The organism is Pseudomonas fildesensis (genome assembly GCF_001050345.1).
Lineage (GTDB): Bacteria > Pseudomonadota > Gammaproteobacteria > Pseudomonadales > Pseudomonadaceae > Aquipseudomonas > Aquipseudomonas fildesensis.
On record NZ_LFMW01000018.1, the window covers coordinates 137,669 to 157,934 of the forward strand.

The following is a 20,266-nucleotide window of genomic DNA, read 5'->3' on the forward strand; positions in this document are numbered from 1 at the left end:
CCGCTCATTGAGCGGGCTTTTTTTCGCCTGGAATTTGATGCTCTACAACCCCACCAGCCGGTACCCCACCTGCAACTCGGTAATGAAGTACTGCGGCTGCGCCGGGTCCACTTCCAGCTTCTGGCGCAGATGCGCCATGTGCACGCGCAAGTAGTGGGCGCGGTCCACGTAATCCAGGCCCCACACTTCCAGCAATAACTGGCGATGGGTGAGCACCCGGCTCTGCCCGCGAATCATCGCGCAGAGCAGTCGGTATTCGATGGGCGTCAGGTGCACCGGCTGGCCCTGGCGCCACACTTCATGGGTCGCCAGGTCGACTTCAATTTCGCCAAACGCCACTTTGCTGGTGGCCGCCACGGTGCCGGTCTGCCCATGCCGGCGCAGTTGCGCGCGGATGCGGGCCAGCAACTCTGGCACACCGAAGGGTTTGGTCAGGTAGTCATCGGCACCGGCGTCCAGGGCGGCGACTTTTTCTTCTTCGCGGTCACGCGCCGACAGCACCAGGATCGGCACCGCCAGCCAACCGCGCAGCTCGCTGATCAGTTGTTTGCCATCGCCATCCGGCAGGCCGAGGTCGACGATCACCAGGTCCGGCTGACGGCTGGCGGCGTGGATCAGGGCGCGCTTGACGCTGTCGGCCTCGAACACCTGAAAACCTTCATCTTGCAGGGCGATACCGACAAAGCGGCGGATATTGGCCTCGTCTTCAACAATCAGAATGCGTGCAGTGCTCATAGGGTTTCCATGGACGGCGGGGTGCCCGCCGGTAGCGTGATGATGAAGTGCATGCCGCACACGCGGCCGGGGTTGGCGTCGATGCGCCCGCCGTGGGCTTCGACGATGCGCTTGGCCAGCGCAAGGCCCAGGCCGATGCCGGCGACAGACGATTCCTGCTGGCCGCGCGTGAAGGGTTCGAACAGATTGGCCGGTGCGCTGCCCGGGCCGTTGTCGCTGACCTCCAGCACAATGCTGTCCGCGACCTGGCTGGCGGCGACGGTAATGGTGGTGCCCGGCGGGGTGTACTTGGCGGCGTTGTCCAGCAGGTTGACCAGCACCCGCTCGATCAGCAGCGCGTCGACTTCCACCAGCGGTAAGTGCGTGTCGAGCGTGGTGTGCACGCGGTGTCGCGCCAACGGTTCACGCAACTGGCGCAGGGCGCTGCCGACGATCTCTTCGAGTGAATGCCATTGCCTGTTTAAGCGCACGCCGTGCTCTTGTAGGCGCGCCATGTCCAGCAGGTTTTCGATCAGCCGCTGCATCGACGTGGCTTGCTCGTGGATGCCGTGCAGCAGCTCGGTCAGCGGCCCTGGCGGGGCGTGGGGCAGGGCGGTGTCGGCGGCGCCGATCAGCGTGGTCAAAGGTGTGCGCAGGTCGTGGGAAATCGCCGCGAGCAGGGTGTTGCGCATTTTCTCGCCTTCCATCTGCACCAGGGTGCTTTGTGCCACTTCGACGAAGTGCACCCGCTCCAGCGCAATCGCCAACTGGCTCATGCAGGCTTCCAGCAAGCGGCGTTCCTGCGGATCGTTCAGGCGTTCGCTCTGGCTCAGTTCCAGCACCAGCACACCGCGCACGCGCATCGGAGCCTTGAGCGGCAAGTAGCAACCCTTGGCCGCCGATAAAGTGTCGGTGCCGTGGCCGGCGGCATGGCCGTGGTCGTAGGTCCATTGGGCAATGCTGTCGTCAATCGGCAGCCCGCCCGCGCCGACGCTGTGCACACCATCGGCAGCGTCCGGCAGTGCGAGGCCGACCCGTGCTTCGAAGACGCCGCTGAAAGTGCGCAGCGCCACTTCGCTGATTTGCTCCACGGTCAGCGCAGCCGACAGGTCGCGGGCCAGCCGTGCCAATGAGGTGGCGCGCCGTTCGCGCGCGGCGGCGGTGCGTGCTTCGTGACGCAAGCGGGCGGTGAGTTGCCCGGTGATCAGGGCGATGCCGAGCATCAGCGCAAAGGTGAAGAAATACTGGGTGTCGGTGACGGTGAATGAATAGCGCGGCGCCACAAAAAAGAAGTCAAAACACAGCACGGCGAGCATCGCCGCCCACACGCCGGGGCCGCGTCCATAACGCAGCGCTACCAGCACCACGGTGAGCAAAAACAGCATGACCACGTTGGCCAGGTCGAACACTTGAAGCAACAGCGCGGCGACGGCGCTGGCGGCGAAGCAGGCAAGGCTGGCCCACAGGTAAGCCAGCGTTGTGCCGGCTGCCGCTGCGGGTTTTTCGATGACAGGTGGCTTGCCCGGCAGCAGCCCGTGGGCAATCACGATTTGATCGATTTGTGGGTGGTGCCGGCTGATCCGATCGCCCACCGACTGGTGCCAGAACCGCCAAACCTGGCGTGGATGATGGCCAAGCACCAGGCGATTGGCGTTGTGTTCGCGGGCGCAGGCGGCGAGGGCTTCGGCCACGTCCATGCCCGGCAGCGTGGCGGTGTCGGCGCCGAATTCGCTGGCCAGGGCCAGGGTTTTCATCGCCGTCAGGTAACGCTTGGCGCCGCGCCCTTGGTCGGACGCGACGTGTACCACGATCCAGTCGGCTTCGAGTTTTTGCGCCAGGCGCGCCGCTTCACGCACCAGGCGCTCATCGCCGGCATCGCCCGCCACGCCCACCAGCAGCCGCTCGCGCGCCGGCCACAGCGTGCTGATCGACTGCTCGCGGCGGTACACGCGCATCTGCGTATCGACCCGATCCGCCGTGCGTCGTAACGCCAGTTCGCGCAGTGCGAGCAGGTTGCCCTTGCGGAAAAAATGCTGCGACGCGCGCGCCGCCGCAGGCCCCAGGTACACCTTGCCGTCCTTTAGGCGCTGCAGCAGATCGTCGGGCGGCAGGTCGATTACCACCACTTCGTGGGCGTTATCAAACACATGGTCTGGCACGGTTTCGCGCACGCGAATACCGATGATCCCGCTGACCAGGTCATTCAGGCTTTCCAGGTGCTGGACGTTGAGGGTGGTCCATACGTCGATGCCGGCGCTGAGCAGTTCTTCGACGTCTTGCCAGCGTTTGGGGTGGCGCGAGCCGGGGACGTTGCTGTGGGCCAGTTCGTCCACCAGCACGACGGCGGGATGACGCAGCAGGGCGGCGTCGAGGTCGAATTCGGTGAGGGCGAACTCACGGTGCAGGCGTTGAGCACGGGGCAGTTGTTCGAGGCCGTGGAGCAGGTCGGCGGTCTCCGTGCGACCATGGGTTTCCACCACGCCGGCCAGTACGTCGCGGCCGAGACTCGACTCACGTTGCGCCGCCTCAAGCATCGCGCAGGTCTTGCCCACCCCGGCGTTGGAGCCGAAGTAGATACGCAGTTTGCCGCGCAAGGCGGCCTGTTCTTCCTGTTGAACCCGGGCGAGCAGGGCGTCGGGGTCGGGGCGGTCCTGGTGAGTTGCTGACATACAAATCCTGATGAGTGCCACATTTCTAGTGTGGGAGCGGGCTTGCTCGCGAATGCGGTGCACCTGCTACACATGCATTGGCTGACAATCCTATTCGCGGCAAGCCCGCTCCCACATTGGTTTTGCGTTGTTACACCAAGCCCACTCCGGTCAATATCATGTCGATCAACTTGATCCCGGCGAACGGCACCAGCACACCGCCCAGGCCATAGATCAGCAGGTTGCGATTGAGCAACGCCGCCGCGCCAATCGCGCGGTAGGTCACGCCGCGCAGTGCCAGGGGAATCAACGCAACAATGATCAACGCGTTGAAAATCACCGCACTGAGAATCGCCGAGTTGGGGCTGGTCAGGTGCATCACGTTCAGCGCGCCGAGCTGCGGATAGGTCGCGACAAACGCCGCCGGGATGATCGCGAAATACTTCGCCACGTCATTCGCCACGCTGAAGGTGGTGAGGGCGCCGCGGGTCATCAGCATCTGTTTGCCGACCTCGACCACTTCAATCAGCTTGGTCGGGTTGCTGTCGAGGTCGACCATATTGCCGGCCTCTTTGGCCGCCTGGGTGCCGCTGTTCATTGCCACGGCCACATCGGCCTGGGCCAGCGCGGGCGCATCGTTGGTGCCGTCGCCGGTCATGGCCACGAGCTTGCCCTGGGCCTGGTAGTCGCGGATCAGTTGCAGCTTGTCTTCCGGGCGGGCTTCGGCGAGGAAGTCATCAACGCCGGCTTCCACGGCAATCGCCGCTGCGGTGAGGCGGTTGTCGCCGGTGATCATCACGGTCTTGATGCCCATGCGCCGCAGCTCGGCGAAGCGCTCCTTGATACCGCCCTTGACCACGTCCTTGAGCTCGACGACGCCCAATGCCTTGGAACCATCGGAGACCACCAGCGGTGTGCTGCCACGCCGCGAGACTTCATCGACTTTCGCCTGCAAGGCGGCCGGAAAACTCCCCCCCATGGCTTCGATATGGCTGCGGATCGCGTCCGCCGCGCCTTTGCGAATCGCCCGGCCTTCGGGCAGGTCGACGCCGCTCATGCGGGTTTGCGCGGTGAAGTGCACAAAGCTTGCGCCAAGGGCATTGATGTCTCGCGCACGAATGTCGAATTTCTGCTTGGCCAGCACCACAATGCTGCGGCCTTCCGGGGTTTCATCGGCCAGGGAGGCGAGTTGCGCGGCGTCAGCCAGTTCGGCTTCCTTTACGCCTGGGGCCGGCAAGAAGCTGCTGGCTTGGCGATTGCCCAGGGTGATGGTGCCGGTCTTGTCGAGCAGCAGTACGTCGACATCGCCCGCCGCCTCGACCGCGCGCCCGGAGGTGGCGATGACATTGGCCGACATCATCCGGCTCATCCCCGCCACGCCGATGGCCGAGAGCAGGCCACCGATGGTGGTGGGGATCAGGCACACCAGCAACGCCACCAGCACCGTGGCGCTGACCACGCTGCCGGTGCCGCTCATGGCCACGGCGAAGATCGAGTACGGGCTCAGCGTGGCGATCACCAGCAGGAACAACAGGGTCAGGCCCACCAGCAAAATCGTCAGGGCGACTTCGTTCGGCGTTTTCTGGCGCTTGGCCGATTCGACCATCGAGATCATGCGGTCGAGAAACGACTCGCCGGGATTGACGCTGATGCGCACCACCAGCCAGTCCGACAGCACCCGCGTGCCGCCGGTAACCGAGGAAAAGTCGCCACCGGCCTCGCGAATCACTGGTGCCGATTCACCGGTGATCGCGCTTTCATCCACCGAGGCCACGCCTTCAATTACCACGCCGTCCAGCGGTACCAGGTCGCCGGCTTCGATCAGCACCACCTGGTCTTTGCGCAGCAGTGTCGCTTCGGTCGGCAGCCACGCTGCGCCGTGCCTGGGTTGTTGCAGCAGCTTGGCCAGGGTTTGGCGTTTCATGCTGCGCAGGCTGGCGGCCTGGGCACGGCTGCGGCCCTCGGCCAAGGCCTCGGCGAAGTTGGCGAACAGCACGGTGAACCACAGCCACAAGGTGATGCTGAGGATAAAACCGCTGGGCGCTTCGCCCTGGCCGCCGAGGGACTGGAACCACAGCAGTGTGGTGAGGATGCTGGCGAGGTACACGACGAACATCACCGGGTTTTTCCACTGCGCCTGGGGCAGCAGTTTCTTGAACGCATCCCCACAGGCCGTGAGCACGATGCTTCGATCAAATAGAGGTAAACGAGCATTTTTCATGAAGAAATCTCTTACTCACTGGCCGCAATGGGGGGCTGACGCGAAGGCAGGCGGGCGTCCAGCGCGAGGTTGAGTTGCAGCACATTCACGCGTGGCTCGCCGAGCAAACCGAGGGTGCGAGCGGTGGTGTGGTCGTTGACCAATTGCAGCAGTTCGGCGTCGGCGATCTGCCGCAGGCGGGCGACCCGCGCCAGTTGCAGCCGCGCGTTGGCGACCGAGATGTGCGGGTCGAGGCCCGACGCGGAAGCGGTGACGGCGTCGACCGGCACCTGGGCGTCTGCGGCCATGCCGTTCTCCTGGCGATAGGCCCGGACACGTGCCGCGACCTGGTCCACCAGTTTCTGGCTGGTCGGCCCCAGGTTGCTTGCACCGCTGGAACCTGCGTTGTACGGCTGCGAAACGCTTTTGCCCGGGTCTTGCGGGTCGGCGCCAAGGGTCATGCTCGGGCGGCCATGGAAGTACTCGGGCCGGGTGAAATGCTGGCCGATCAACGCTGAGCCGACCACCAACCCATCGCGCTCGATCAGCGAGCCCTGGGCCTGAAACGGGAACAACAGCTGTGCGGCAAACGTGGTGAAGATCGGGTAGGCGAGGCCGGTCAGGGCCATGAAGAACACCGCCGAAACCAGCACCGGGCGCAGCAGTCCTTTGAATATCGATTGAGTCGTCATCAACGTGTCCTCAGTTATACGTCTGGCCGGACAGCAACTGCAGTTGCTCCACCAGCGGGCCGAGCGCGAGCGCCGGCAAAAAGGTCAGGCCACCGACCACCAGCACCACGAACACCACCAGCAGCATGAACAGCGGGGTCGCGGTGGGGATGGTCCCAGCGCCAGCTGGCACGGTCTTTTTCATCGCCAGGGAGCCGGCCACAGCCAGCATCGGCAGCATCGTGAAGAAGCGCCCGATCAGCATCGCCAGGCCAATGGTGGTGTTGAAGAACGGCGTGTTGGCGTTCAGCCCGGCGAACGCCGATCCGTTGTTGGCGGTGCCCGAGGTGTAGGCGTAGAGCACCTCGCTGAAACCGTGGGGGCCGAGGTTGTTGAGGCTGGCCATGGTGTCGGGCCAGAGGGCGGCGAGGGCGGTGAAACCGAGGATGCTGATGGGGTGCGCGAGCACCGAGAGCATCACCAGTTTCATCTCCCGTGCCTCGATCTTTTTGCCGAGGAATTCCGGGCTGCGGCCGATCATCATGCCCACCAGGAACACCGTCAGCAGCGCGTACTGGATCAGGTTGATAAAGCCCACGCCGTCGCCGCCGAACACACAGTTGAGCATCATCTGCGCCAGGGGTACGAAGCCGCCCATGGGGGTCAACGAGTCGTGCATGGTGTTGACCGAGCCGGTGGTGGCTGCGGTGGTGGTGGCGATAAACAGGCTGCTGTCGGCGATGCCGAAACGCAGTTCCTTGCCTTCCATGTTGCCGCCGCTTTGTTCAAGCGAGAACGTCTGGTTGGCGCCGGCCTGGGTCAGCAGCGGGTTGCCGTTTTGCTCGGCACCGTAGACCAGTGCGAGGAAGCCGATGAACATCACCAGGAAGGTGCCGAAAAACACCCATCCCTGACGCCGTTGCATCAGCATGCTGCCGAAGGTGTAGGTCAGCGCCGACGGGATCAGCAACATGCTGAGGATGTGCAGGGCGTTGGTCAGCGGCGTCGGGTTTTCGAACGGGTGGGCGGCGTTCATGCTGAAGAAGCCGCCGCCGTTGGTGCCGATATGCTTGATCGACTCAAAGCTGGCCACCGCGCCGACAATCAACTGTTGCTGCGCACCTTCCAGCGTCGTCGCCAGGGCTTGGGAGGCGAAGGTTTGCGGCATGCCCTGCCAGACGTAGACCAGCGCCATACCCACGCACAGCGGCAGCATTACCCGGTACAGCGTGCGGGTGAAGTCGACCCAGAAGTTACCGATGTCGGCCGAATTCGAGCGGCTCAGTCCACGAATGAAACCGGCCGCCGCGACCACGCCGGAGGTCGCGCCGACGAACATCAAGAAGGTGATGACCGCCATCTGGCTGAAGTTCGACAGGCTGGTTTCGCCCGAGTACGCCTGCCAGTTGGTGTTGGTAATAAAGGACGCGGCGGTATTGAACGCCAGGTCCGGGGTTTGTGCGGCCAGCCCCAGCGGGTTGATCGGCATCACCGCCTGCAGGCGCAGGACGACATAGCCGAGCAGCATCATCGCGGCGTTCGACAACAACAACGCCGAACCATAGCGGGCCCAGCCCATGGTCTCCTGTGGGTCGATGCCCAGCAGGCTAAAGGTAAAACGTTCCGGCAGTGCATGGCGGGTACCGGTGAACACCCGGTTCAGCCATTTGCCCATCAGCACGGCGAGCCCGGTCATCAACCCCAGGACCAGCGCAAATTCCAGCAAGGTGCTTAACATGTCGTGGCTCCGTTCAAATCTTGCCCATGGCGACAATGGCCATGGCAGTCGCAGCAAAAAACACCAGGCAGAGGCCAATAAACATCACGTCGTACATGGCGAACTCCCTAGAACTTTTCGGCGCGGATAAGGGCATAGCCCAGATAAGCGAAGAGCCCGACGGCGCATAAGCCGCTGGCGATATAAATGAACGTAAGTGTGAGCACGGTGTAACTCCCCTGAATGAATAAGCCGCAAGTGCGGACGCGGGGAGGTTAAGGGTTGGGGTATCAAGCTCGGGCACTGATTACGGGACGCGGTATTAAGACGGTATAGAGAAACGCTTAGGCTGCGCGAATGAAAAAAAGGGATAGCCCGGTGCCGGGGTATCCCTTGAAAAACTGGGGTTCTGCTGCTTTTAGTGATCAGCTTATTTGGCTTTCTTTTTCTTTATGTCGCGCGTGGCAAGGTGCTCGAAGCAAAATGCGGCGGTGCCGAAGAGGGCGATCATTGACAGGACGATCATGCCTAAAGTTGAACTTTCCACGATGACTTCCTACGGGTTTTTGGGGTAGGAAGTGACGGTAGAGCGTGGGGGGTTAGTTGCTCAATAGCGACGACGTAATCGTTATGGGGAATGGGTGATTTATACGGACTCTTTACGGGATGGTGCCGACCGGACGCCTAATGTCGAACCCGGTCAAACTGTAGGAGCCGGCTTGCCGGCGATGGCATCCACTCGGTATGCCTGATGCACGCAAGTGCCTGCGTCGCCGGCTCCTACATTTATGTCATTGCAAATTACGGCTATGCCGGTAGTCGCTGACCGCTTCATACACCGCTTTGCGCAAGCGGTTGATGCCGCCAATGGGGCGATGTTCTTCCACACCAAACCACGGGTTGAACGACTGGTTGTCGCACGCCAGGTTCAAGGCTGGCGTGTCGAAATCCTGCGCGGGAATCCGCACCGTGGCCACGGTTTCATACGGTGCGTCGCTTTCCTTCCATTCGATGCTGGTGTCTTCGATCGGCATGAACTTCTGTGGATTCTGCCGCTGGATCTGCAGCACAAAACACGCCGGCACGCGGTCGGCGGACAGCTGCTGGTTCAGCGCACTACGCAGGAAATTCGGCAGGTCCTGGTTCTGTTTAGGCAGCAGGTATTCCGGGCAACTTTGTGCGTCAGGCGCGACGCGGAACTTGGCATTGGCCGCGCCGAACTTGTAGGGCGATACCGAAAAGTAGGTGGTCTGCGTCGGGCTCGCCGGTGCGGGGGCCAGGGTCGCCAGGGCGATAAACAGGTGGCGCACCTGCCAGCTGCGCGGGTCGACCTTGGGGAAGAACGCCAGGATTTTCTTGCCATCGGCCTGGGCGCCGATGTTCTGCGCGTATTCGGCCACGTCGCTGACAAAGAAGTTCGGGTGACTGAACATCACGAAGTCCTGTTCCGCCCGCGCCTGCTGGTCGGCCAGCAGCTGTTTGCCGGGCACCTCGAGCAGTTTGATCGCCATGCCGCGCGCATCGCGGATGCTGTCGAACTGCGGGTAGGCGTTGCCGTTGGACAGGCGCATCATCGCCTCCCAGGTCTTGCCCGGCTCGGCGAACACACCCTGGCGCAGGGCCGGGTCGAGGTCGGCCAGCACATTGACTTCGGCCTTCACGCAGCCATGGGCCTTGGCGTGGGCATCGCGCAGGTAACGCGTGCCTTCGCGGTGCTGGTCGACGATGCGTACGGCGGTCTGAATGATGCCCTGGGTCATCGCCGCTTCACCCGCAGGGATCTGCTCATCCGGCGACACCGGGCCGCTGTGTTGCCAGGCATACCAGGCGGTGGCCGCCAGCCAACCGAGCAAACCCAGGCCTAGCAGCCACAGCAGGGTTTTGCCGAGAAACGCGCCGAGGCGCAACCAGAGACGAGCGAGCATGGAACGGTCCTTGTTTTGCGATCGAATAATCATGGCAGTTGTTGCTCCAGCGGGCCGCCCAGCACTTTGAGGTATTCCAGCAGCGCCCAGCGTTCCTGCGGCTGCAAGCCACGGCCGATCACGCCATTGCCACGCTGGCCGGCACGGAATTCGTGGCCGCTGTTGTGGTTGCCGGTGATTTTTGTATCGAACAGGAAGGCATTCTTGAACGCAGCGGTCTGAAAGCCCAGGTGACGCGGGTCGTAGTCGAATGTGCCTTTATAGAACGTGGTGTTGCGCTCGTCCTGGGGCGAGAGCAGTTGGTAGATCGTCGGCACCGAGCCGTTGTGCAGGAACGGCGGCGTGGCCCAGACGCCGGCCAGCGGGCGTGCTTTGTAGGCGCGCAGTTCGCGCACGCCGATGGGCAGGCCGTAACCGTCCAGGCGCGGGCGCTCGGCCGGGGTAACGCCGGCCGCGCGGTAGGCGTGGTCTTCGACAAAGGCGGTGACGTAGGCCAGGCCCTTGGCCACGGACAGTTTGCGCAGGTCCAGCGGCTCGGTCGGTGTGGGGTGAAGTTCGACGTTGAGCCTGGCCAGTTCCACCGGGTCCCATTGCAGGGCGCTGAGGTCGTAGCGCTGGTCGGCAATGTTGCTGGCGGTGCCGGGGTCGGTGCCGATGTAGTCCACCGGGAGCATTTTCAGATGCTGCATGGGACGACCGTTTTCGTGGCTGACGGCGGGCACATGGCAGCCCGCGCAGTTTTCGGCGAACAAGGTGCGGCCTTGAGCGGCAAGAGGTTTGTCGACTGCACCGAACAGCTCCTCCGGCCAGGTCGGCGGTTTGAGGCGTTGCAGGGTTTCTTCGATCAGGTTCAGGTCACGCACCCGCACGCTGGACGGATAGCGCGCATCGCCCTGGAGCGGTTGACCGGCGCTGTCGAAGAAGGTCAGGGTTGCACCCACACCTAGGGCCTCGCCGATATTGCGCGCCATCGGTTGCTGGGCCGAGCCGTTCCATTGCACCCAGTCGAACGTCCAGATATCCCACAGCTGCGGGTAGTCCACCGGTGCATTGGCGATGCGGTAATTGTCCGGGGATATGGCGTCGCCAAAGCTGGCATTGGCGATGCGGCCAAAGGCGTCGGTACGCCCCGGGCCTTCTTCGGTGGGGTAGAGGCCACGGTGGGTGTCGTTCCAGGCAACCTTGAAGAATTTGTTCAGCGACTGCTTGAAGTCCTGGCGCAGTTGGTCGTGTTCGGACTCGTAGCGATCCCCCAGCACCTGGCGGGCGAAACGCTCGAATTTCCACGGGTTGTAATACGTGGCCGCAAGGCTGGCCACCAAGGCTTGGCCGAAGCTGCCGCCGCGCAGGGTGGGCACGCTGGAGGGCAGCACGTGCTGGGCGGAACCGCCGTCGATGCGCAGGGCCTGGCCCTTGAAGTGCAGCTCGCCGGTGTGGCAGGCGGCACAGGTGATATCCAGGTATTGCGTGTTGCTGCCGGCGTTCGTGTGCCGGGCGAAACCGACGGGCAGGTTGCCGGGGTTTTGCGCCGTGGGCACTTGTTTGGGATCTACCAGAAAACCAAAGCGCGCCAGGTACTCGGGCGTGGCAAAGCGCTGATCGGAAAACGGCAGTTCAAGTGCAGTGAACCAATCGTAATGCAGGCCTTTTACCTGGGTGCCCTGAGGCGTGAAGTAGTAGGTCTGGCGGTCGGCGGCACTCCATTGGTCCTGGTAGTGCACCTGCTCCACGGGGACATAGTCCGGCAGCCTGGGGTTGACGGTGTAATAGGCCACCACGGCCAGGATCAGGCCCAGTGCGGCGAGTATCAGGAGTAAAACACGGGAAAAAATGCGCAAGATAACTATCCTTGTCTCGGCCTTGTCGAGTGGTAGCGTTGTTATGCCACTACGCCACAGGTGCGGCAAGTGGCTATGAGCGTTGTATCAGGCGGTCCCACGATCCGTCGCGGGCCTCCATAATGAATGAAAATGCTTTTAAACACGTGAACTTATCAGACGTTTCCTGCTCACATGCCGGTAGCCATTGGTCGTGGCCGCCTGATAAGCTCGCGACTTTATTCGAATGCCCTTTTGGCGCATGAACAAGGAAATAGCATGAAACAGCATCGGTTGGCGGCGGCGGTGGCCCTGGTTAGCCTGGTACTTGCGGGTTGTGATTCGCAGACCAGCGTAGAGCTGAAAACCCCGGCGCAGAAAGCTTCCTACGGTATCGGCCTGAACATGGGCAAAAGCCTTGCCCAAGAAGGCATGGATGACCTGGACTCCAAAGCGGTAGCCCAAGGCATTGAAGATGCCGTCGGCAAGAAAGAACAGAAGCTGAAAGACGACGAACTGGTTGAAGCGTTTGCCGCACTGCAAAAACGTGCTGAAGAACGCATGACCAAAATGAGCGAAGAGTCGGCAACCGCCGGCAAGAAATTCCTCGAAGACAACGCCAAGAAAGACGGCGTAGTCACCACTGCTTCCGGTCTGCAGTACAAGATCACCAAGAAAGCCGACGGCGCTCAGCCTAAGCCGACTGACGTGGTGACTGTTCACTACACCGGCAAGCTCACCAACGGCACCACCTTCGACAGCTCCGTAGATCGCGGTAGCCCGATTGACCTGCCGGTCAGCGGCGTGATCCCGGGTTGGGTTGAAGGCCTGCAACTGATGCACGTTGGCGAGAAGGTCGAGCTGTACATTCCGTCTGACCTGGCTTACGGCGCCCAGAGCCCGAGCCCGGCGATTCCAGCCAACTCCGTGCTGGTATTTGACCTGGAACTGTTGGCCATCAAGGACCCAGCCAAGGCTGAAGCCCCTGACGCACCTGCTGCACCTGCCGCCAAGAAGTAATCGGCGACTGAACACACAACGCCCCGTCTCGACGGGGCGTTGTTGTTTCTGCAGGTTTGAAAACGCCGCTTCCTGTGAGCCTGCTTGCCGGCGAAGATCTCACAGCCCCCGCATTCATTCAGGATGCCCGCGTTATCGTTAACGACCATCGCCGGCAAGCCGGCTCCTGCGGTGTCGTGGGGCAAATCCAATCGAACCCGCGCGGCACGGTACAGTCTGATATAAGACTCGAGTACGGGTAGCCGCACGCAAGCGCCAAGTCAATGAAATCTTGGGTTTTTTTTATGTGCGCAAAAAACGCCCGATCTGACTGAAAGCCTTGTAAACCGGGGCTTTCAGCCAGGAAAATAGGCTCTGTTCACAAGGTTATCCACAATTTGTGTGGATAACCTTTTATGTCGCCTGGAACTGGAGTGACAAATGAAACCACCCTTCAATTTCACCCGTTTCCTGCCCATGGCCGCCCGCTTGCTGGGCCGTGGGCGTTTGCCGACCCTGCTGTTTGCCGTTGCAGCCAAAGGCTCAAGCCAGGGCAATCGGCTTGGCAAGCTCAAGGAAGATCTCAAATTGCTCCAGGCCCTGTGCTTGGCTTACTGGCGCGGTGAATACCGGGCAATCAGCCCCAAGGCGCTGATTTCAGTGGTGGCGGGGCTGATGTACTTCCTCAGCCCCATCGATGCGATCCCCGACTTTATTCCCATGTTCGGCATGCTCGACGACATTGCCGTGCTGGCCTGGGTCATGAAGACCCTGAGCGGCGAGCTGAGCGCTTTTCGCGCCTGGCGTGACGCCCAGCGTCCGGAAAAGCTCGCGGTGGTTGAGCGCCTGCCGGCGACGCCCGCGCTGCTAGCCAAGGAAAACCCGCAAAAAAACCCATGACGCTTATATCCCCTGCGACCTTTGTGGCTGTTAGGATTACACTCTTAAGAAGGTATTAAGGAAAATGCTTACTTAGTAAGTGTTGTTATCCTACGGGGCAGTCATGGATATTCAGATAATTTCACGCAATGGCGAACCCGAGTACGCGGTGTTGCCATGGGATCAGTACCAGGCGCTACTCAAAGCCGCCGGTCAGCAACAACCTACGCCACCTCCTTGCGCTACAGCCCAGGTCGCCCCCGACGAGGTGCTGCGCCCGCTCGCCGACCTGCGCGGCCTGCGCGAGGCAAAAGGCCTGGCCATCGAAGCCCTGGCCCGTACCGTGGGCATCAGCCCCTCGTATCTAGGATTGATCGAAAGTGGTGAACGCCAGCCGGATGCCGCGATCCGCCGCAGCCTGGCCTGGGAATTGGGCGTTGCAGGTTGGAGGGATGAATCTTGAGCGTACGTATCAGCCGTCAACACTGGGATGGCTTACTCGCCGAACTGGACCAGGCGCGCCGCCAGCGCCATTTGCTGACCTACCGCGCGCTGCTGGAGCGCCTGCAATTTCCCACGCCGGCAATGCAAACCCTGACCGCCGCTCTGGAACACCTGGCGGCGCTGGATGCCAAGGCCGAGCAGCCGTTGCGCAGCTCCCTGGTGATCAGTCAGGGTGCCAGCCGCCTGCCGCGTACCGGTTTTTTTGAATGCGTGGAGCGCCTGGGGCGTTTCTGCGGGCCCTCCGATGGCGTGGCCGCCGCATCCTGGCACGCCTCGGAAGTGGTGCGGGTGTTCGAGTACGAGTACCCAGAGTCCGCCGAGGCCTAGGCCTGCGGTAGCAGCGCGTCCATGCTGTCGATCACATGGATGCTGTAGCCGGCCATGTCCTTGGCGTGGTGCTTGGCTTGCGACGCCAGTTCTGCCAACTGGCTGGCATCGAGTTGTCCACAAGCCTGTGGATATAAATGCACCACGCCGATCGACAGCGACAGCAGCGCGAACTCCTGGCGCACGCCCTGGCGGTTCAATGCGACGAAACAGCCAGCATCGAGATGTTCGGCGCGGTAGAAGCGTCGGCATTGGGTGTGGAAATCATCCAGCAGTTGATTGAGCCGCTTGCGCCAGTCCTGCGGGCCCAGCACCAGCAGAAAATCATCGCCACCGATATGCCCGACAAAGTCGCGGCTGGGGTCGACCCGGTCGTTCAGGCACTGCGCCAGGCACAGCAACACCTCATCCCCACGCCCATACCCGTAGATATCGTTGAATGGCTTGAAGCTGTCGATATCCACATAGCAGATCACCGACTCTCGCTCCTGCTGCAACAGCCGCGTCAGGCACTGCTGGATCGGCACGTTGCCCGGTAGCAGGGTCAGCGGGTTGGCGTAACGCGCTTGCTGGATCTTCAGCTCGGTGATCAGTTTGAGCACATCGATCACCCGACCCAGGCCCAGGTAGTCGCCGTTGAGCGTGATGATGAAATCTTCCTCGATGCGTTGCCGGGCGCGGCTCGTCAGCAGCCGGCTGACTTGCTGTAAGGACTGGCTCAACTCCACCGCAAGAAAGTCGCCGCTCATCAAGCGGCTGATCGGCTTGCGCGCGAACAGGTCGGTGGCGAACGGCTTGAGCAGGGCGTCCGACAGCGAATGCCTGTGCACAATGCCGACCGGCTGGCCGCGCTCATCCAGCACCGCCAGGGAGTTGAGGTTGGCCTGGCGGCGAAAGGCTTCCAGCACCTGGGCGGTGGCGGTGTCTTGATCCACCGCCGGTTGTTCGTTGAGCAGCGCACTGAGGTCGCTGGCTTCTTCGCTGAGGGCAATGTTGGCGTTGTCAGGTTTGGGCAGCATCAAGCGTGCTTCCTGCGGCGGTTGCTCCTGCGGGCGGCAGAGCAGGTAGCCCTGGACCAGGTCGACGCCCATCTCCGTCAACACCGCCAGCTCTTCCGGCAGCTCGATGCCTTCGGCGATCACCTGGGCGCGAGAGGCCCTGGCGATCTGCAGGATGGAACCGACAAATTCACGCTTGAGCGCGTCTTGATGAATGCCGTCGATAAAGTGGCGGTCGATCTTCACGTAATCCGGGCGCAACTCCGACCACAGCCGCAGGCTGGAATAGCCGGCGCCCAAGTCATCGAGTGCGATGGCGAAGCCCATGTTGCGGTAATGGAGCAGGGCGGTTTGCAGCAGGTCGAAATCGTCGGTGGGCGTCTGCTCGGTGAGTTCGATCACCACTTGGCTCGGCGGAATACCGAAGTCGCGCAGCAGTTGCAGCGTACGCCCGGGTTGGTGCGCCGTCTCCATCAAGGACTCCGGCGAGATATTGAGGAACAGCTTGCCCGGCAATTTTTGTTCGCTGAAGCGTCGGCAGGCGCTCTCGCGGCAGGCGATCTCCAGTTCGCTGAGGCGCCCGGCTTGGCTGGCCACGGAGAACAGGGCGACAGGGGAGTGCAGCGGGCTGTTGGATGGGCCACGGCTGAGGGCTTCGTAGCCGAGGATGCGCCGTTCGGATAGGCAGATGATCGGTTGGAACAGGCTGTGCAAACTGCCTTGAGCCAGGATAGAGCCCAATGCATTCAGCTGTTCGGTCATGGTCATGGCGATCTCGATCGAAAAAAAAGGACCGCAGGCGTTGAGCCAGCGGTCCTTCATTTCACGACAGAATGATGTCTATATGATGACACTCTGGGGAGCGATCACATTAAATTGCCATCATTTACTGCTTGGCCACCTGCTTGGTGATTTTCAGGTAGTCCAGCAGGATCCGGCCTGTCTCGGCCAGGTAGGCGTCGTCTTCCGGCTTGGTTTTGTCCGCCTCGGTCGGCAGCGCATCTTCATCTTCTTTCTTCAGCTCCTTGAGTGGGTCTTCGCCTTTGGCCTTGCGGCGGGCGTTCTCCAGCACCAGTTGCTTATTCTCGATGTCGGTGTGCTGCTTGCGGCGATCCACTTCGTTGAGGCTGACGGTTTTCTCTTCCATCAGCTTCTTCGCCAGGGCCAGCTTGTCGCGGATAAACACGAACTCGGCATCCTTGGCGGAGCGGGTGTCGTGGTCAGCCTTCAACTGCGCCAGGAACGGTTTGAACGGATCCGACGCCGGCTTGATCGCAGGACGGATGGTGTCCCACTGCATGGCTTCGGGCAGGGCGCTCTCGCCGATTTCCTTGGTGTCGATGATCGACGGGAAGTCGATATCCGGCAGTACGCCCTGATGCTGGGTGCTCTGCCCGGAAACCCGGTAGAACTTGGCCAGCGTCAGCTTAAGCTCGCCATGGTTCAGCGGCTGAATGGTCTGCACGGTGCCTTTGCCGAAGGTCTGGCCGCCGATGATCAACGCGCGGTGATAGTCCTGCATGGCGCCGGCGAAAATCTCCGAGGCCGAGGCCGAAAGGCGGTTGACCAGCAACGCCATCGGGCCTTTGTAGAAGGCACCCGGGTTTTCGTCTTCGAGCACGTCGACACGGCCGTCAGCGTTGCGTACCAACACGGTCGGGCCCTTGTCGATAAACAGACTCGTCAGCTCGGTGGCTTCCTGCAGGGAGCCGCCGCCGTTGTTGCGCAGGTCGATGACCACGCCGTCGACTTTGTCTTTCTGCAGCTCGGTGAGGATCTTCTTCACGTCGCGGGTGGTGGACTTGTAGTCAGGATCGCCGGCACGGAAGGCCTTGAAGTCCAGGTAGAAGGCCGGGATTTCAATCACGCCCAGCTTGTAGTCCTTGCCATCCTGCTTGAGGTTGAGGACTTTCTTCTGCACGGCCTGGTCTTCGAGCTTCACCGCTTCACGGGTGATGGACACGATCTTGCTGGTCTGGTCGTTCGGCGCATTGGTGTGCGGAATCACTTCCAGGCGCACCACGCTGCCTTTCGGCCCACGGATCAGCTTGACCACTTCGTCCAGGCGCCAGCCGACCACATCGACCATCTCTTTGTCGGCCTGGGCCACACCGATGATCTTGTCCGCCGGAGCGACCTGCTTGGTCTTGTCCGCCGGACCTGCCGGTACCAGACGTACGATCTTGACCTGGTCATTGTCACTTTGCAGGACGGCACCGATGCCTTCCAGCGACAGACTCATGTTGATATCGAAATTTTCCGCATTATCTGGCGACAGATAATTGGTGTGCGGATCGTAGGACATCGCGAAGGTGTTGATGTAGGCCTGGAAGATATCTTCGGCACGGGTCTGGTCCAGACGTGCCAGCTGATTCTTGTAGCGCTTGGTCAGCAGCTCTTGAATGGCCTTCGGCTCTTTGCCGGCGATCTTCAGGCGCAGCACTTCGTCCTTGACGCGTTTGCGCCACAGGTCGTCGAGGGCCGCGGTGCTGGTCAGCCAGGCGGCGTCCTTGCGATCCACCAGAAGGCTTTCCTTCTCGGTGAAGTCGAGCTTGTCGACACCCTTGTTCAACTCACCCAGGGCGAAGTCCAGACGCGCTTTGACGCGATCCAGGTAGCGCTTGTAGATGGTGAAACCGGGCTGCAGGTCGCCGCTCTTGAGGAGGTCGTCGAACTGGGTCTTCCACTTGTCGAACTCAGCGATATCGCTGGCCAGGAAGTAGCTGCGCGACGGATCCAGCAGCTTTAGGTAGCTGTCGTAGATGATCACCGAGCGAGCATCGTCCAGCGGCGGTTTGCTGTAGTGATGGCGCTTGAGCAACTCGACGACGTTAAGGCTCGCAATCACCTCATCGCGATCAGGCTGAAGATTGTCCCAGCTATTGGCTGCGAACGTATTGGTCGACATCGACGAGAGGCCGAGACCAATGAAAAGAGCGAGGGCGGTGCTGGGGAACAAATGCTTCATGCTGATTCGACGCGGGGGCAATTGATAACGCATATTAGGCCGTCTTTGAAGTCGCCGGTTCCATATGGGCCGGTCGCATAATGCAAAAAGCCCGGCGCTACTGCTACGGGCTCAGTCCAGACTCACTATGGAGGCACTGTGAAAGCATTGCAAGGCGTTGACGGTCATGTGGAGTGGTTGGAAGAGCCCAGTCCTACATGTGATGTAGGCCAAGTTCGCATTCGCGTGGCCGCTGCGGGCCTTAATCGTGCCGATTTATTGCAGCGTGCCGGGCTTTATCCGCCACCGCCGGGTGCCAGCCATGTACTGGGCCTGGAGTGTTCCGGGGTGATCAGCGAAGTGGGCGCGGGCTCGTCCTGGCAGGTGGGTGATCGCGTCTGCGCACTGCTGGCGGGTGGCGGCATGGCCGAAGAAGTGGTGGTGGATGCGCGGCATGTGTTGCCGGTGCCGGAAGGTTTATCACTGACCGAAGCCGCGGCGCTGCCTGAGGTGTACAGCACGGCGTGGCTGAATGTGTTCCAGCTGGCGGGGCTCAGGCCCGGTGAGAAAGTCTTGCTGCATGCCGGCGCCAGTGGCGTGGGCTCGGCGGCGATCCAGCTGTGCAAGGCGTTTGGCAGCCCGTGCTGGGTCAGCGTCGGCTCGGCGGAGCGCCTGGCGTACTGTGAAGCGCTGGGTGCCCAGGGCGGCGTGGTACGTACCGAGGGTATCGAAGGGCTGCGCGACTTCGGGCCTTTCGATGTGATTCTCGACCCGGTGGGCGGCAACTATGCCGCGCTGGACCTCAAGCTACTGGCCCTGGACGGTCGCTGGGTGTTGATCGGCTTGATGGGCGGGCGCGAGGCGCAGCTCGACCTGGCGCAGGTGCTGGGCAAACGTGTGCAACTGCTGGGCTCGACCCTGCGCAGCCGCGATGATCAGTTCAAGGCTGACCTGTTCAGTGATTTGAGCCAGCATGTGTGGCCGTTGTTTGCCGAAGGGCGCTTGAGCCCGCAGCTGGCCCAGACGTTTGCGATCAAGGATGCCGAGGCGGCGTTTGCCGAACTGGCGACGAATCAGGTCTCTGGGAAGCTGGTGCTGGTGATCGACGAAAGCCTGGTGTGATCCCGGATTGGAATGCGGTCAATGTGGGAGGAGGCTTGCTCCCGATAGCGGTATGTCAGTGAAGAATGTTTCATCTGATACTCCGCTATCGGGAGCAAGCCCCCTCCCACAGTTGATTGGGTTTCAGTTTGAAGGTGTCAGTGTCAGGTCCAGGTGTGGATCGGCCAGCCGGTCTGTTCAGCATGCGTGCGTAAAACCGGGTCCGGGTTCACCACGTGCGGGTGATCCACCTTCAGCAGCAACGGCAAATCGTTGCGTGAATCCGAATAGAAATACGCCCCTTCCAGCGTTTCACCTTCCTGCTCAAGCCATTCCAGCAGTCGCGTGATCTTGCCTTCGCGGTAGGTCAGGACGCCGACGGTGCGGCCGCTGTACACCCCGTGGCTGACATCCAGTTCAATCCCCAATACTTCATTGATGCCGATGCGCGCCGCGATCGGCGTGACCAGGTGGGTGCCCGACGCGGAAATCACTAGAATCCGATCACCCTTCGCGCGGTGCTGGGCGATGGTCTTTGTGGCTTCGCTGTAGATCAACGGCTCGATGATGTCCTCCACCCACGGCTCGACCAAGTGCGCGATCTCTTCCGGTGTACGGCCGATCATCGGTTCCAGGCTGAAGTCCATGAAATCTTCCATGGCCAGCTTGCCCTGGCTGTAGGCGTCCATCAGTTCGTTGTTCTTGCGCATGAACGACTCAGGATCGACCCAGCCCAGCCGGCCCATCTGCTCGCTCCACAGGGTGGCGCAGTCGCCGTGGATCAGGGTGTCGTCCAAATCAAAAATTACCAATGCCATC

16 protein-coding genes are annotated in these 20,266 nt (G+C 61.7%); 5 read left to right on the plus strand and 11 right to left on the minus strand.

The features are described from left to right. Positions 1-42: 42 nt before the first annotated feature. From ACR52_RS23680 to ACR52_RS23710, 8 genes are all read right to left on the minus strand, one after another. Positions 43-735: a response regulator gene (locus ACR52_RS23680; protein WP_048730081.1), complete on the minus strand. Its 693-nt coding sequence runs from the start codon at positions 733-735 to the stop codon at positions 43-45. Beyond that, a complete protein-coding gene (locus ACR52_RS23685; RefSeq protein WP_048730084.1) occupies positions 732-3,383 on the minus strand; it encodes a sensor histidine kinase in 2,652 nt (883 codons plus the stop codon). Before ACR52_RS23685 ends, ACR52_RS23680 begins: the two co-directional genes overlap by 4 nt. Positions 3,384-3,513: 130 nt before the next feature. Next, on the minus strand, positions 3,514-5,583 hold the full coding sequence (gene kdpB / locus ACR52_RS23690) for a potassium-transporting ATPase subunit KdpB (protein WP_048730086.1): 2,070 nt from the start codon (positions 5,581-5,583) through the stop codon (positions 3,514-3,516). A gap of 11 nt (positions 5,584-5,594) precedes the next feature. Then, positions 5,595-6,254: a K(+)-transporting ATPase subunit C gene (gene kdpC, locus ACR52_RS23695; RefSeq protein ID WP_048730087.1), complete on the minus strand. Its 660-nt coding sequence runs from the start codon at positions 6,252-6,254 to the stop codon at positions 5,595-5,597. Between the two features lie 10 nt (positions 6,255-6,264). Then, positions 6,265-7,971: a potassium-transporting ATPase subunit KdpA gene (gene kdpA / locus ACR52_RS23700; RefSeq protein ID WP_048730089.1), complete on the minus strand. Its 1,707-nt coding sequence runs from the start codon at positions 7,969-7,971 to the stop codon at positions 6,265-6,267. Positions 7,972-8,078: 107 nt separating this feature from the next. Next, positions 8,079-8,177 (minus strand): K(+)-transporting ATPase subunit F, encoded by a 99-nt coding sequence (kdpF, locus tag ACR52_RS29740; RefSeq protein WP_074851717.1) that lies wholly within the window; start codon positions 8,175-8,177, stop codon positions 8,079-8,081. 564 nt (positions 8,178-8,741) lie between these two features. After that, on the minus strand, positions 8,742-9,875 hold the full coding sequence (locus tag ACR52_RS23705; protein WP_048730168.1) for a catalase family protein: 1,134 nt from the start codon (positions 9,873-9,875) through the stop codon (positions 8,742-8,744). Between the two features lie 29 nt (positions 9,876-9,904). Next, complete coding sequence (locus ACR52_RS23710; protein WP_048730091.1) at positions 9,905-11,713, minus strand: di-heme-cytochrome C peroxidase; 1,809 nt, start codon at positions 11,711-11,713, stop codon at positions 9,905-9,907. Between the two features lie 258 nt (positions 11,714-11,971). Between ACR52_RS23710 and ACR52_RS23715 the strand changes: the two genes are divergently transcribed. From ACR52_RS23715 to ACR52_RS23730, 4 genes are all read left to right on the plus strand, one after another. Further along, positions 11,972-12,712, plus strand: a complete 741-nt coding sequence (locus tag ACR52_RS23715) for an FKBP-type peptidyl-prolyl cis-trans isomerase (RefSeq protein ID WP_048730093.1) — start codon at positions 11,972-11,974, stop codon at positions 12,710-12,712. A gap of 420 nt (positions 12,713-13,132) precedes the next feature. Beyond that, entirely contained in the window at positions 13,133-13,591 is a 459-nt protein-coding gene (locus tag ACR52_RS23720; protein ID WP_048730095.1) for a YkvA family protein, read from the plus strand. Between the two features lie 103 nt (positions 13,592-13,694). Beyond that, complete coding sequence (locus ACR52_RS23725) at positions 13,695-14,033, plus strand: helix-turn-helix domain-containing protein (RefSeq protein WP_048730097.1); 339 nt, start codon at positions 13,695-13,697, stop codon at positions 14,031-14,033. Beyond that, positions 14,030-14,401, plus strand: coding sequence for a hypothetical protein (locus ACR52_RS23730; protein ID WP_048730099.1), 372 nt, complete (start codon positions 14,030-14,032; stop codon positions 14,399-14,401). The genes ACR52_RS23725 and ACR52_RS23730 overlap by 4 nt, the downstream gene beginning before the upstream one ends. Here the strand turns inward: ACR52_RS23730 and ACR52_RS23735 are convergent. Beyond that, the gene (locus ACR52_RS23735) at positions 14,398-16,167 is read right to left on the minus strand and encodes a bifunctional diguanylate cyclase/phosphodiesterase (RefSeq protein ID WP_048730170.1); all 1,770 of its coding nucleotides are present in this window, start codon (positions 16,165-16,167) and stop codon (positions 14,398-14,400) included. The genes ACR52_RS23730 and ACR52_RS23735 overlap by 4 nt on opposite strands. A 118-nt stretch (positions 16,168-16,285) precedes the next feature. Next, positions 16,286-18,367 carry a carboxy terminal-processing peptidase gene (locus ACR52_RS23740; RefSeq protein ID WP_173439330.1) on the minus strand — a complete coding sequence of 694 codons (2,082 nt, stop codon included), beginning with the start codon at positions 18,365-18,367 and terminating at the stop codon, positions 16,286-16,288. A 138-nt stretch (positions 18,368-18,505) separates the two neighbouring features. Here ACR52_RS23740 and ACR52_RS23745 point away from each other — a divergent pair, with 138 nt between their 5' ends. After that, positions 18,506-19,468, plus strand: a complete 963-nt coding sequence (locus ACR52_RS23745; protein WP_048730106.1) for a zinc-binding dehydrogenase — start codon at positions 18,506-18,508, stop codon at positions 19,466-19,468. A gap of 143 nt (positions 19,469-19,611) precedes the next feature. Here the strand turns inward: ACR52_RS23745 and ACR52_RS23750 are convergent, their stop codons facing one another. Beyond that, complete coding sequence (locus ACR52_RS23750; protein ID WP_048730110.1) at positions 19,612-20,265, minus strand: HAD family hydrolase; 654 nt, start codon at positions 20,263-20,265, stop codon at positions 19,612-19,614. Position 20,266: the final 1 nt, after the last annotated feature.

Bases quoted from the DNA above. Each gene is read 5' to 3' on its own strand.
- ACR52_RS23680 (WP_048730081.1), bottom strand. From the start codon at position 735: ATGAGCACTGCACGCATTCTGATTGTTGAAGACGAGGCCAATATCCGC.
- ACR52_RS23685 (WP_048730084.1), bottom strand. From the start codon at position 3,383: ATGTCAGCAACTCACCAGGACCGCCCCGACCCCGACGCCCTGCTCGCC.
- kdpB (WP_048730086.1), bottom strand. From the start codon at position 5,583: ATGAAAAATGCTCGTTTACCTCTATTTGATCGAAGCATCGTGCTCACG.
- kdpC (WP_048730087.1), bottom strand. From the start codon at position 6,254: ATGACGACTCAATCGATATTCAAAGGACTGCTGCGCCCGGTGCTGGTT.
- kdpA (WP_048730089.1), bottom strand. From the start codon at position 7,971: ATGTTAAGCACCTTGCTGGAATTTGCGCTGGTCCTGGGGTTGATGACC.
- ACR52_RS23705 (WP_048730168.1), bottom strand. From the start codon at position 9,875: ATGCTCGCTCGTCTCTGGTTGCGCCTCGGCGCGTTTCTCGGCAAAACC.
- ACR52_RS23715 (WP_048730093.1), top strand. From the start codon at position 11,972: ATGAAACAGCATCGGTTGGCGGCGGCGGTGGCCCTGGTTAGCCTGGTA.
- ACR52_RS23720 (WP_048730095.1), top strand. From the start codon at position 13,133: ATGAAACCACCCTTCAATTTCACCCGTTTCCTGCCCATGGCCGCCCGC.
- ACR52_RS23725 (WP_048730097.1), top strand. From the start codon at position 13,695: ATGGATATTCAGATAATTTCACGCAATGGCGAACCCGAGTACGCGGTG.
- ACR52_RS23735 (WP_048730170.1), bottom strand. From the start codon at position 16,167: ATGACCATGACCGAACAGCTGAATGCATTGGGCTCTATCCTGGCTCAA.
- ACR52_RS23740 (WP_173439330.1), bottom strand. From the start codon at position 18,367: ATGAAGCATTTGTTCCCCAGCACCGCCCTCGCTCTTTTCATTGGTCTC.
- ACR52_RS23750 (WP_048730110.1), bottom strand. From the start codon at position 20,265: ATGGCATTGGTAATTTTTGATTTGGACGACACCCTGATCCACGGCGAC.